Below are 12,165 nucleotides of genomic sequence, written 5' to 3' on the forward strand. Positions count from 1 at the left end.
GCCCCCTCAACCGGGGGGCATTCTGCCATCAGTGACACAACGTAGGTAAGAGCAGCGTATCAACTTCGGTAAACGTGACTGACGGGTAAAGGGCACCCTGCATTGCCCAGACACCTGCAGTACTGGCCTCGTCGACAAGTTGTGCTGTTTCGACTCCCTTCACGACAACACGGTCGCAATATTCCCTGATATTTTTGATCAGCACCGGGAACATCGGTTTTTCTACCTGTTCCAGGAAAAAACCGCGATCCAATTTAACAACGTCAAAATGACCGCAAACCAGCGGGCTGGCCCCTACGCTGCCGGAGCCAAGATCGCCTAACCACAATGCGTTTGGGCCGTCGCGAAGTGAATTAATCAACAGACTATTCAGGCACACTGTATTCGTCAGAAAACGTTCTGAAAGTTCCAGTGCAATAAATGGTAGTGCCTGTAAGGCCGACTTGATGGCTGGATCACCAATCGCCAGCAGCGCCATTTCGTCAATGAGTTTCAGGGTACAAATAAGGCTGTTGCGCTCAAACCAGTCACGCTTTTCGGCAATTAATCGAATTTGCTCGAGCATGAAATTACGCTTTTGTTCGCTATCCCACGCTGAAATGATGAAATCTGGATGCAACGGTTGAACCGTATCTGAAGTAAACCGGGCGTTGATCTCTACGCCCAGTAATTTATCTGTTGTGTCTCTCATCGTTTCCGCGATGAAATGATAGTGCATAAGACCACTCCAATTGATCATAACGTCATGATAATGCACTTCTAATCACAATCAATCAATAATATCGATCAATGTGTCGATATTGATCGATAAAAACAATATATCATAACAAGCTGAATATTGTCATATTTTTTGTTTTAAGAAAGTTCCTACCTTGCTATGTTTATTAACATCAGCTAGCAATGAAATAATACCATTTCAATGCCTTTGAAACCTTGCATTTTCTCTGATTCACCGACGTTAAATGCCTGAACGAAGCATAACCGGAGGGGAATGATATACTCCCCACATGCAATGAAGTGACTGGTCACGTGAGGTTGATAACCATTCCTCAGGGAAAAGGCGTGGGATATAATTTCAGACCAATTTCGAGTGAGCTTAACGCGTCAATCATAATTCATTGATTGGTAAAAGATAAGTGTTAACAAAAAGGATTAAAGCCATGGGTTTTTTATCAGGTAAGCGTATTCTGGTGACAGGCCTTGCCAGTAAATTGTCTATCGCATGGGGAATCGCTCAGGCGATGCATCGCGAAGGTGCTGAACTGGCGTTCACCTACCAGAACGACAAGCTGAAAGGTCGTGTGGAAGAATTTGCAGCGCAATTAGGCTCCAACATTGTTTTGCAGTGTGATGTGGCTGAAGATGCCAGCATTGACGCCATGTTTGCTGAACTGAGCAAAACCTGGCCGAAATTCGACGGTTTCGTACACTCAATCGGCTTCGCACCTGCTGACCAACTGGATGGCGATTATGTGAACGCAGTTACCCGCGAAGGATTTAAAATTGCGCATGACATTAGCGCTTACAGCTTTGTTGCGATGGCAAAAGCATGTCGTTCCATGCTAAACCCTGGCTCTGCGCTACTGACGTTGTCCTATCTGGGTGCAGAGCGTGCAATCCCTAACTATAACGTCATGGGCCTGGCGAAAGCCTCCCTGGAAGCGAACGTCCGTTATATGGCTAATGCGATGGGACCTGAAGGCGTGCGTGTGAATGCCATTTCCGCAGGTCCAATCCGTACACTCGCCGCTTCTGGCATTAAAGATTTCCGTAAAATGCTGGCGCACTGTGAAGCGGTTACACCGATTCGCCGCACCGTTACCATTGAAGATGTGGGTAACTCCGCAGCATTTCTGTGCTCCGATCTCTCTGCCGGTATCTCTGGTGAAGTCGTACACGTTGACGGTGGCTTCAGCATCGCCGCAATGAACGAGCTGGAACTTAAATAATCCTAAGACCTCGATGGGCGGTCTTGCACCGCCCATGACACTCCCCTCAGCCACCACATATGCCTTTCTGATATTTATTATCACGTAACAATCTTTCATCCCCTCATTTGCTTACGTCAGGATATTGCAGCGCAAACGATCCGGCGTAGTAGTATGACGACAAGTCCGGGTCGCCACTTTTAGACCAAGGAACGCCCATGGAACAACGCCGAATTGAAGGCAAAAGCCACTGGTATCATGAGACGCAATCCAGCACGTATCCGCATGATGTTCTGCCGCTGGTCCCGGAAGCCGCTCATGTCGACGACAGTTTTTTACTGGATCTGGCATTACCTGATGACGCTCTTTCGCCCTTTCAATCCTGGTTAACCCCTGCCCGTAAACTTGCCCAGATGCTCTTCCCGGCTCATGTAAACCTGAATCAGATGCATACGTTCAGTGCCTATGAACGGATGAGTACAGCCCTGACCGTCGCTCAGGTGTATGGTGTGCAGCGATTATGTAATCACTATGCCGCGCGTTTAACACCGCTTCCCGGTCCGGACTCCTCGCGGGAAAGTAACCATCGACTGGCACAAATCACCCAATATGCTCGCCAACTTGCCAGCTCTCCTGCCGTGATAGGCGAACGCGACCGTCAGCATCTGGAAGCGGTCGGACTGACCACCAGCGATAATATTCTGATGAATCAAATCATCGGCTTCATCGGTTTTCAGGCCCGAACCGTGGCCCTGTTTCAGGCCTGGTCTGGTCATCCGGTACGTCGAATACCGGGGCTGGATATTCAGCAATTTGCTCACGCTTCGTTATTTAACGCCACAAAGACAACCTGGCATGCTGCACCATTCCCGATCGAAAAATATCCCCCCCATGCTGAGAATTCTGCCAGAGGATATCCCGATGAACTGCAAGCGTTGGTGCCATTATTGATACATTCACCGGTCATTTTAGATTTACTCACGACGCTGATTTCCGCTGTCCGGCGCAGCACTGTATCAGTACAGGAATTTTCACTGGCAGCGCTGGTGACGTCACGAATTAACGGCAGCGTGGCCTGCTTTAACGAGCAGGCGCATACAGCAAATGAATTAGTCGACGTTATCGCCCTGCTTCGCCTGGATGAACGTGAATTACAACGTTGGGAACAACGACATCCGGTTGAGCGCGTCACCCTACAGGCGGTACAATGGCTGACCCGGGCGCCCGACCGCTTTAGCACCGCACTGTTAACGTCTTTGTTCGATCAGGGAATCTCTTCAGAGCAGGCCATTAACCTGCTAGCCTGGAGTGGATTGTGCGGATGGTTGAATCGCTTGAAAATCGCGCTGGGCGACACTGATTAACCGATCCACTTACTGAAAGAGCGCTTGCTGCCACTGGCAGAATCGCGTAAAACTGTCAGCCGCTCTTTTAGCCACGAAAATAGACAATTATGCTTCAGGACAACCCGCTGCTAGCGCAGCTTAAACAGCAACTACATTCCCAGACGCCACGTGCTGAAGGGGTGGTAAAAGCCACGGAAAAAGGCTTTGGCTTCCTGGAAGTCGATGCACAAAAAAGCTATTTCATTCCACCGCCGCAGATGAAAAAAGTGATGCATGGCGACCGCATTGTTGCGGTTATCCATACAGAAAAAGATCGTGAGTCTGCAGAGCCGGAAGAACTGATCGAACCCTTCCTGACGCGCTTCGTGGGTAAAGTTCAGGGCAAAAATGATCGTCTGTCCATCGTACCGGATCATCCGTTACTGAAAGATGCTATTCCTTGTCGTGCCACCCGTGGCGTTGAACATGAATTTAAAGAAGGCGACTGGGCGGTTGCAGAAATGCGCCGTCACCCGCTGAAAGGCGATCGCACCTTCTACGCCGAGTTAACCCAATTTATCACTTTTGCTGATGACCACTTTGTCCCGTGGTGGGTCACACTGGCACGCCATAATCTGGAAAAAGAAGCACCGGACGGCGTAGCAACCGAAATGCTGGACGAAGGCCTGGTTCGTGAAGATTTAACCGCCCTTAATTTCGTCACCATCGACAGCGCCAGCACCGAAGATATGGACGATGCGCTGTATGCTGAAGAACAAGCTGACGGCACGCTACAATTAACCGTCGCCATTGCCGACCCAACAGCCTGGATTGCAGAAGGCAGTAAGCTGGATAAAACGGCAAAAATTCGCGCGTTCACCAATTATTTACCGGGGTTCAATATCCCGATGTTGCCGCGTGAGCTGTCTGACGATCTTTGCTCTCTGCGCGCGAACGAAGTGCGCCCGGTTTTAGCTTGTCGTATGAGCATTACCGCCGATGGCGCGATTGAAGACAACATCACCTTTTTCGCTGCGACAATTGAGTCAAAAGCGAAGCTGGCCTATGACAATGTTTCCGACTGGCTGGAAGGTACAGGCGAGTGGCAACCAGAAAACGACGCGATTGCGGAACAGATCCGTCTGCTGCATCGTATTTGCCTGAGCCGAGGAGAGTGGCGTCATAACCACGCGCTGGTCTTTAAAGATCGCCCGGATTACCGTTTCGTTCTCGGTGAAAAAGGTGAAGTACTGGACATCGTCGCTGAACCACGCCGCATCGCAAACCGTATTGTGGAAGAATCCATGATTGCGGCAAATATTTGCGCCGCCCGTGTGCTTCGCGACAAGCTGGGCTTCGGTATTTATAACGTCCATATGGGATTCGACCCGGCCAACGCCGACGCTCTGGCCGCGCTGCTGAAAACCCACGGTATGCACGTCGATGCCGAAGAAGTCCTGACTCTGGAAGGTTTCTGCAAACTGCGCCGCGAACTGGATGCTCAGCCATCAGGCTTCCTCGACAGCCGAATTCGCCGCTTCCAGTCTTACGCTGAAATAAGTATTGAGCCAGGTCCACACTTTGGGCTGGGTCTGGAGGCATATGCCACCTGGACTTCCCCAATCCGTAAGTATGGCGATATGATCAACCACCGTCTGCTTAAGGCTGTCATCAAAGGCGAAACCATCGCCCGACCTCAGGATGATACCACCGTGCAAATGGCAGAACGTCGTCGCCTGAACCGGATGGCTGAGCGTGACGTGGGTGACTGGCTTTACGCCCGTTTCCTGAGTGATAAAGCCGGTACCGACACCCGCTTTGCGGCCGAGATCATTGACGTCAGCCGCGGTGGCATGCGCGTGCGCTTGGTTGATAATGGCGCTGTTGCCTTTATTCCAGCACCGTTCCTGCACGCCGTTCGTGATGAACTGGTATGCAGCCAGGAAAGCGGCACCGTGCAAATTAAAGGTGAAGTTGTTTACAAAGTCACGGATGTGATTGACGTAACTATCGCTGAAGTACGGATGGAAACCCGCAGCGTTATCGCGCGTCCAGCCGCGTAACACGCATAAATCAAGCGACCTTTCTCATTTTTGAAAGGTCGTTTTCTTTTTACCTCCCAAATTTCAACCGCGCACTACACTTCTTTCATCCAGTCAAAAAATTTATTTACTATTTTTCAGCTCCGTTGGCTTTGCTTTTTACGGATTCTGGATTACACATAAATATATAAAAAAAACAATACGTTCAGCCATAATCACCCTGAATGAATCATGGCTACCCATACTTTTGAGGCTCTATGCGCTTTAAACGGGATAGTACACATCATGAAAGACGTCCGGGAGCTGATTACGTTGTATAGCTATGTTGGCACTAATAACCCTTACTGGCGTTTGTCAGAGGATTGCAACATCCTGCATTTCTCTGTCGAAGAAACGTCAGAGGCCGATCAGACCATCGAATTATCCCCGGAACAAGCCGAACGCATTCGCGAGATGACGGTAATTACGTCAAGTTTATTAATGACGTTGCCGATTGAAGATGACAACATTCCCGTGCATCTGGTCGGACGAAAAATCAATAAGCGTGAATGGGCTGGTAGCGCATCCGCCTGGGATGACACCCCTTCCGTCGCCCGTGACCTGGCTCATGGCCTCTCTTTTGCCGAACAGGTGGTTTCTGAAGCCAATTCAGTCATTGTCATTCTTGATCGCATGGGCAACATTCAGCGGTTTAATCGACTGTGCGAAGAGTATACCGGACTCAAAGAACGTGAAGTCATTGGCCAAAGTGTATTCACATTATTTATGAGTCGACGTGAAGCTGCCGCGTCACGACGCAATATCGAGGTCTTTTTTCGCGAAGGTAACTCATATGAAGTTGAACGCTGGGTGAAGACCTGCAAAGGACAGCGTCTGTTTTTATTTCGTAATAAATTTGTGCATAACGGTAGCGGCAAGAACGAAATATTTCTGATCTGTTCCGGGACCGATATCACTGAAGAACGCCGCGCCCAGGAGCGTTTGCGGGTGTTGGCGAATACTGACTCGATCACTGGATTACCCAATCGCAACGCTATTCATAATCTGATCAGCAATGCGATTGAGAACGCGGGCGATACGCAGGTCGGGATTGTGTACCTCGATCTGGATAACTTCAAAAAGGTAAACGATGCCTACGGGCATATGTTTGGCGATCAGCTATTGCAAAGCGTATCGCTGGCAATACTCAGTTGCCTTAGCGAAAACCAGTTACTGGCACGGTTTGGCGGCGATGAGTTTATTGTCCTTGCCACCGAAACATCCCAGGGTTCACTGGAAGCCACCGCGTCGCGTATTCTGACACGCCTGCGTCAACCTTTTCGCATCGGCCTGATTGAAATCTATACCGGATGCTCTATTGGTATTTCCCTCGCTCCACAACATGGTCAGGACTGCGAGAGCGTCATTCGTAACGCCGATACGGCCATGTACACCGCAAAAGAAGGTGGCCGTGGACAGTTTTGTGTTTTCTCTCCGGAAATGAATCAGCGGGTATTTGAATATCTGTGGCTGGATACTAATCTGCGCAAGGCGCTGGAAAACGATCAACTGGTTATCCATTATCAGCCAAAGATAACCTGGCGAGGCGAAGTGCGCAGCCTGGAGGCGCTGGTTCGCTGGCAGTCTCCGGAACGTGGCCTCATTCCACCACTGGAATTTATCTCCTACGCCGAAGAATCAGGGCTTATCGTTCCTCTGGGTCGCTGGGTTATTCTGGACGTTGTGCGTCAGATAGCAAAATGGCGCGCAAAGGGAATCAATCTGCGCGTGGCGGTAAACGTTTCTGCCCGGCAGCTCGCCGATCAGACGCTATTTACCGATCTCAAGCAGGTGCTTCATGAACTCGACTTTGAATATTGCCCCATCGATGTCGAGTTAACGGAAAGCAGTTTAATTGAAAATGAGCAGTTGGCACTGTCCGTCATTCAGCAGTTTAGCCAGATGGGGGCGCAAATCCATTTGGATGATTTTGGTACCGGCTATTCGTCACTGTCTCAACTGGCCCGGTTCCCGCTTGATGCAATTAAACTGGATCAAACCTTTGTCAGGGATGTACACAAACAACCTGTTTCGCAGTCGCTGGTACGTGCCATTGTTGCGGTCGCACAGGCACTCAACCTGCAGGTCATCGCCGAAGGTGTTGAAAGCGCGAAAGAGGATGCGTTTTTAACCAAAAATGGCGTCAACGAGCGTCAGGGTTTTTTGTTTGCCAAACCAATGCCAGCCGCCGCGTTTGAGCGTTGGTATCGACGGCACCTCAATAAAAAAACACGCTAATGCAGTGGGATCAAACGTTGAAAATAGCCATAAATGGACATTACGTAACGATCCTATCTTCATGTAATCACAGAATATATAATATTCTTCTATCGTTGATAGTTAATACTATTTTTCCCTTCTCTTTTGCCATGAAATTCTGCATCATGAAATTCAAACTCTATTGCCATTAGGATGATAACCATGTCTGATATCGACGCTCAGCGTCTGGCCGAACGCATTGATACCGTGCTGGATATCCTCGTTGCAGGTGATTACCACTCAGCTATCCATAATCTCGAAATTCTGAAGGCTGAGCTGCTAAACATGACCAAAGAAGATGCCGAATCCTTGCCCAAAAAGCACAAGGCTCCCTGGGAGATCTGATGACATTAACCCTTTAATGTCGCTGCTATAAGCAAACTGCACGTGAGGCAGTTTCCGTTTAATTTCCGATACGATATCGCAATAAAATTAATATTATGAATTCCCGACAACAATCTATTTTGCAGATGGTGACTGATAAAGGTCAGATGAGCGTTGCCGAACTGGCAAAAATCACCGGTGTCTCAGAAGTGACGATTCGACAGGATCTGAACACACTGGAAAAACAGAGTTATTTACGCCGTGCGCACGGTTTTGCTGTTTCATTGAACAGCGATGATGTGGAAACGCGCATGATGACTAATTTTACGCTGAAGCGTGAGCTGGCTGAATTCGCCGCATCGCTGGTAAGCCCAGGTGAGTCCGTATTCATTGAAAACGGCAGCAGCAATGCGCTCTTAGCCAGAACGCTCGCGGAGCAAAAAGATGTCACCATCATTACCGTCAGCAGCTATATAGCCCATCTGCTGAAAGAAACCCCCTGCGAAGTGATTCTCCTTGGCGGCATCTATCAGAAAAAAAGCGAAAGTATGGTTGGGCCCTTAACTCGCCAGTTTATCCAGCAGGTACACTTCAGCAAGGCCTTTATCGGCATTGATGGCTGGCAGGCTGACACCGGCTTCACCGGACGCGACATGATGCGTTCTGATGTGGTTAACGCGGTGCTGGAAAAAGGTGCAGAAGTTATTGTGCTTACTGACAGCTCAAAATTCGAAGCCATTCACCCGTACACGCTGGGTCCATTAGAGCGATTCAGCCGCGTAGTCACGGACTCCAGACTTAGCGCCAGCGTACAAATGCAGCTTGAGCATTCCGGATTAACCGTCAATATCATTGATACCCGCGCGTAACATCTTCAGCAGATGATTTGTCAGTTGGCAAATCATCTCCTCTCTGAGAGTTATCTGACAGTCCAATTAAGACTTTTTACCTGTCGTTAACAGGATTAAGTCGTAAAATTAATGTTAGCGATATAACAGGAACGAACCTCCAACTTCAGGATAGTGTTTGTAATGCCTTCGCTAAACGGTTTCACGGAAATATCTTCGTTAGCCTAAATTTAGCGCTATTCTTAAAGAACACTGGATTCCGTGAATCAATAATTCAGGAGAAAGTATTATGTTAGTAACGAGCAAAAAAATGACCGCTGCCATTCTGGCGATTACTCTCGCAATGTCGCTGAGCGCCTGCTCTAACTGGTCCAAACGCGATCGTAACACTGCAATCGGTGCTGGTGCAGGTGCAATAGGTGGTGCAGTCCTGACTGACGGCAGCACGCTGGGTACGCTGGGTGGTGCTGCAGTAGGTGGTATCATTGGCCACCAGGTGGGTAAATAATCTACGGTTGAACGGCTCGATATAATAATACGTTTACTTTTTCAGGTCTGTATTATTAAAAAGCCACGGAAATATTCCGTGGCTTTTTTTATTAACCGCCAGCCAGTTTAACTTTCATTCCTTTGGCTTCCAGCAGCGATTTAATCAAGTCGCGTTTATCACCCTGTATCTCAATCACGCCATCCTTCACTGCCCCGCCACAACCACATTTTTTCTTCAGTTCCGCAGCTAATTTGGTCAGTTCGGCATCGTCTTGATCAATACCGGTAATCAAACACACGCCCTTGCCTTTGCGGCCACTGGTCTGGCGCTGGATACGAACAATGCCATCGCCTTGTGGGCGCACAGGAGCAGCTTTTGATTCATCAATGCGCCCGGAGTCGGTTGAGTAGACCAGGCGAGAGTTTGAGTCGTTCATTTACGCACCTCGTTTCAGTGAGGCATTAATCATCTTCAGCGTCTGAGCCGGATCTGCCGACTGCGTGACCGGACGACCAATAACCATATAATCCACACCAGCTGACTGTGCTTGTTCCGGCGTCATAATGCGACGCTGGTCGCCCACCTCGCTGCCTTCAGGACGAATACCCGGCGTAACCAATTTAAATGCCTGGCCAAACGCCTGCTTGAATCGCACCGCTTCCTGCGCGGAGCATACAACGCCATCCAAACCACAATGTTGGGTTAAGCGCGCCAGCCTTTCAGCATGCTCTGCAGGTGACAACGTCACGCCGAGATCGGCGAGGTCGCTGGCTTCCATACTGGTCAGAACCGTTACCGCAATCAGCAGCGGTGCGTCCTTGCCAAAAGGTAATAAGGCTTCACGTGCGGCGGTCATCATACGCGCCCCACCAGAAGCATGAACGTTAACCATCCACACGCCAAGCTCAGCCGCTGCCGCAACGGCATGCGCGGTAGTGTTGGGAATATCATGAAATTTCAAATCAAGAAAAACGTCAAAACCACGCTGTTGTAAATCGCGAACCAACTGAGGTCCAAAAAGCGTGAACATCTCTTTGCCCACTTTCAAACGGCAATCACGAGGATCAATTCTGTCGACAAAAGCTAATGCTTTATCACGATTGGAATAATCGAGAGCGACAACGACAGGAGAATCAGTAACAGCACGAGAAGAAGATGAAGCAGTAAACGTCATGACCAGACCTTCTTGAGGATGGGCGCCGACAGTAGCGCGAAATGGGTAAACGGCGTGCATTCTACCTGCGGTAATAGAAAATTAACAGGCGCGATTCCATTTCTGCCAGGCGAATTTGGCAACGGAGGCTGAGGATGGCTTTGTTCTCATCATTAGTATGTTGTAACTAAAGTAAGATTTTTTTAAAAATTACAACCCATCAAGTCCGCGAATAGGCTTAATGGTTGACCATGAGCGACAAGATGGGCAGTGCCAGTACAGTGTATATGCGGTAAATCCGCACTTCTGGCAACGATAGCGCGGCTTGCTGCGCACCTGCTCCCCGACCATATCGCGCAGAACCATCAGGCTCTCTTTCGCGCGCCCTTCTTCTGCTTCGTTAAGATGGTAATCCATTAATTTGTGGAAAACGCGCATCGTAGGATGGCGTTGTAGTTGGCGGGTAATATAAACCTGAGCGGTATCAGTCCCCTCACGCGCTTCAAGAATATCGGCCAGCATCAGCTCGGCGGCGGCGCCAGTATTCTCTTCAACGGCCCGACGTAAAAACTCTGCCCACTCATCGGTTTTCCCCAGATGCTGGTAGCAGCTTTGCAGCATTTCCAGCGTTTCGCTGACAAGTTCTTTATCCTGAGAAATCACGCGTTGCAGACTTTCAACGGCCTTCGCGTACTCGCCTTTCACCATGTACACACGGCCCATCATGATAGAAACCCGGGCACTGTTTTTGTCTGCCGCAGCCCCTTTTTTCAACAGCGCCATGGCGCGATCCATATCGTCGCTGCCCATCTGCTGTAAGGCCAGTTCGCAGTAGAAGTGGGCTATCTCAATACGCTGTTTATCTTTGCCTAGCTTCACCAGACGTTCTGCGACATCAATGGCTTTCTGCCAATCGCTGGTCGCCTGATAAATTTGCAGCAGTTGCTGTAATGCACCGACGCGAAAATCTGTTTCATCGGTAAGCTGATTGAACATGTCTTCCGCGCGGTCGTACAGGCCTGCGGCCATGTAATCGCGCCCCAGCTGTTGTACGGCCAACAAACGCTGCTCGTAGGTCAGCGAAGCACTTTCCATTAACGTTTGATGGATGCGGATTGCGCGATCGACTTCACCGCGCGAGCGAAACAGATTTCCGAGAGTGAGATGAGCCTCAACGGTGCCCGTATCCTCTTTTAGCATATCGAGGAACAGATCCACCGCTTTGTCTTGTTGGTTGCTCAGGAGAAAGTTAACCCCGGCGACATAGTCACGGGAAAGACGGTTAGCTTCATCCTGCTTGGTTTGTTGCGCACTTCTGCGACCCATATACCACCCATAGGCAGCGGCTACAGGTAAAAGCAGAAACAACAACTCCAACATAAATAATTATTCCTTCACAACCGACGAATCGGCAGAAACCGCAACGTCGGTCGCAGGCGTAAGCTGGTTTTCCAGTCGTTTGATTTTACGTTCGGCGCGCGCAAGAGACACACGAACCTTCAGCCAGAAAAGGCCGCAAATTAACCAACCAATCGCAAAACCTGCGGCAAACAATACAGCAAGCAGCGTAGAGATACGATACTCACCCTGAGCCAGCAGGTAATTAAACGTAACCTGTTGATCGTTTTGCGCACCTAATGTCACCGAAATAACAAAAATCGCCAACACCAGTAAGAAAATGAGTAAATATTTCACATTACTTCCCGTTATGTGGTTTAAGCGAATAAATCGTGTACAACTTACCGCGTTGAGCCCTT

The 12,165-nt window shown here is 49.3% G+C and carries 12 protein-coding genes; 7 read left to right on the forward strand and 5 right to left on the reverse strand.

Annotated features, from left to right (window positions below):
• Nucleotides 1-28: 28 nt before the first annotated feature.
• Nucleotides 29-718, reverse strand: a complete 690-nt coding sequence (locus tag SK34_RS00980) for an EAL domain-containing protein (RefSeq protein ID WP_046670762.1) — start codon at nucleotides 716-718, stop codon at nucleotides 29-31.
• A gap of 442 nt (nucleotides 719-1,160) precedes the next feature.
• Here SK34_RS00980 and fabI point away from each other — a divergent pair, with 442 nt between their 5' ends.
• The 7 genes from fabI (at nucleotide 1,161) to osmB (ending at nucleotide 9,273) form a co-directional block, all read left to right on the forward strand.
• Complete coding sequence (gene fabI / locus SK34_RS00985; RefSeq protein WP_003020565.1) at nucleotides 1,161-1,949, forward strand: enoyl-ACP reductase FabI; 789 nt, start codon at nucleotides 1,161-1,163, stop codon at nucleotides 1,947-1,949.
• Nucleotides 1,950-2,146: 197 nt separating this feature from the next.
• A complete protein-coding gene (locus SK34_RS00990) occupies nucleotides 2,147-3,292 on the forward strand; it encodes a CMD domain-containing protein (protein WP_044700143.1) in 1,146 nt (381 codons plus the stop codon).
• Between the two features lie 89 nt (nucleotides 3,293-3,381).
• On the forward strand, nucleotides 3,382-5,316 hold the full coding sequence (locus tag SK34_RS00995; RefSeq protein WP_003840726.1) for an exoribonuclease II: 1,935 nt from the start codon (nucleotides 3,382-3,384) through the stop codon (nucleotides 5,314-5,316).
• 264 nt (nucleotides 5,317-5,580) lie between these two features.
• Nucleotides 5,581-7,572, forward strand: coding sequence for a cyclic di-GMP phosphodiesterase (gene pdeR, locus SK34_RS01000; RefSeq protein ID WP_003840724.1), 1,992 nt, complete (start codon nucleotides 5,581-5,583; stop codon nucleotides 7,570-7,572).
• A gap of 183 nt (nucleotides 7,573-7,755) precedes the next feature.
• Entirely contained in the window at nucleotides 7,756-7,938 is a 183-nt protein-coding gene (locus SK34_RS01005; protein ID WP_003020577.1) for a YciZ family protein, read from the forward strand.
• Nucleotides 7,939-8,033: 95 nt separating this feature from the next.
• On the forward strand, nucleotides 8,034-8,786 hold the full coding sequence (gene yciT, locus SK34_RS01010; protein WP_048232126.1) for a DNA-binding transcriptional regulator YciT: 753 nt from the start codon (nucleotides 8,034-8,036) through the stop codon (nucleotides 8,784-8,786).
• Nucleotides 8,787-9,054: 268 nt separating this feature from the next.
• The gene (osmB, locus tag SK34_RS01015; protein WP_003020583.1) at nucleotides 9,055-9,273 is read left to right on the forward strand and encodes an osmotically-inducible lipoprotein OsmB; all 219 of its coding nucleotides are present in this window, start codon (nucleotides 9,055-9,057) and stop codon (nucleotides 9,271-9,273) included.
• 91 nt (nucleotides 9,274-9,364) lie between these two features.
• On the opposite strand, the gene yciH is transcribed toward osmB, so the two are convergent.
• The 4 genes from yciH to SK34_RS01035 all read right to left on the reverse strand — a co-directional run bounded on the left by yciH (nucleotide 9,365) and on the right by SK34_RS01035 (nucleotide 12,103).
• Nucleotides 9,365-9,691, reverse strand: coding sequence for a stress response translation initiation inhibitor YciH (gene yciH, locus SK34_RS01020; RefSeq protein WP_048232127.1), 327 nt, complete (start codon nucleotides 9,689-9,691; stop codon nucleotides 9,365-9,367).
• Nucleotides 9,692-10,429, reverse strand: a complete 738-nt coding sequence (gene pyrF, locus SK34_RS01025) for an orotidine-5'-phosphate decarboxylase (RefSeq protein WP_141401079.1) — start codon at nucleotides 10,427-10,429, stop codon at nucleotides 9,692-9,694.
• Nucleotides 10,430-10,618: 189 nt separating this feature from the next.
• Nucleotides 10,619-11,788, reverse strand: coding sequence for a lipopolysaccharide assembly protein LapB (lapB, locus tag SK34_RS01030; protein WP_003020592.1), 1,170 nt, complete (start codon nucleotides 11,786-11,788; stop codon nucleotides 10,619-10,621).
• A gap of 6 nt (nucleotides 11,789-11,794) precedes the next feature.
• On the reverse strand, nucleotides 11,795-12,103 hold the full coding sequence (locus tag SK34_RS01035; RefSeq protein WP_003020595.1) for a LapA family protein: 309 nt from the start codon (nucleotides 12,101-12,103) through the stop codon (nucleotides 11,795-11,797).
• Nucleotides 12,104-12,165: the final 62 nt, after the last annotated feature.

The sequence above is a fragment of the Citrobacter sp. MGH104 genome (assembly GCF_001034485.1).
Taxonomy (GTDB): Bacteria; Pseudomonadota; Gammaproteobacteria; order Enterobacterales; family Enterobacteriaceae; genus Citrobacter; species Citrobacter freundii.

Bases quoted from the DNA above. Each gene is read 5' to 3' on its own strand.
- pdeR (WP_003840724.1), top strand. From the start codon at position 5,581: ATGAAAGACGTCCGGGAGCTGATTACGTTGTATAGCTATGTTGGCACT.
- pyrF (WP_141401079.1), bottom strand. From the start codon at position 10,429: ATGACGTTTACTGCTTCATCTTCTTCTCGTGCTGTTACTGATTCTCCT.
- SK34_RS00980 (WP_046670762.1), bottom strand. From the start codon at position 718: ATGCACTATCATTTCATCGCGGAAACGATGAGAGACACAACAGATAAA.
- SK34_RS01005 (WP_003020577.1), top strand. From the start codon at position 7,756: ATGTCTGATATCGACGCTCAGCGTCTGGCCGAACGCATTGATACCGTG.
- yciT (WP_048232126.1), top strand. From the start codon at position 8,034: ATGAATTCCCGACAACAATCTATTTTGCAGATGGTGACTGATAAAGGT.
- fabI (WP_003020565.1), top strand. From the start codon at position 1,161: ATGGGTTTTTTATCAGGTAAGCGTATTCTGGTGACAGGCCTTGCCAGT.
- yciH (WP_048232127.1), bottom strand. From the start codon at position 9,691: ATGAACGACTCAAACTCTCGCCTGGTCTACTCAACCGACTCCGGGCGC.
- osmB (WP_003020583.1), top strand. From the start codon at position 9,055: ATGTTAGTAACGAGCAAAAAAATGACCGCTGCCATTCTGGCGATTACT.
- SK34_RS00990 (WP_044700143.1), top strand. From the start codon at position 2,147: ATGGAACAACGCCGAATTGAAGGCAAAAGCCACTGGTATCATGAGACG.
- lapB (WP_003020592.1), bottom strand. From the start codon at position 11,788: ATGTTGGAGTTGTTGTTTCTGCTTTTACCTGTAGCCGCTGCCTATGGG.
- SK34_RS00995 (WP_003840726.1), top strand. From the start codon at position 3,382: ATGCTTCAGGACAACCCGCTGCTAGCGCAGCTTAAACAGCAACTACAT.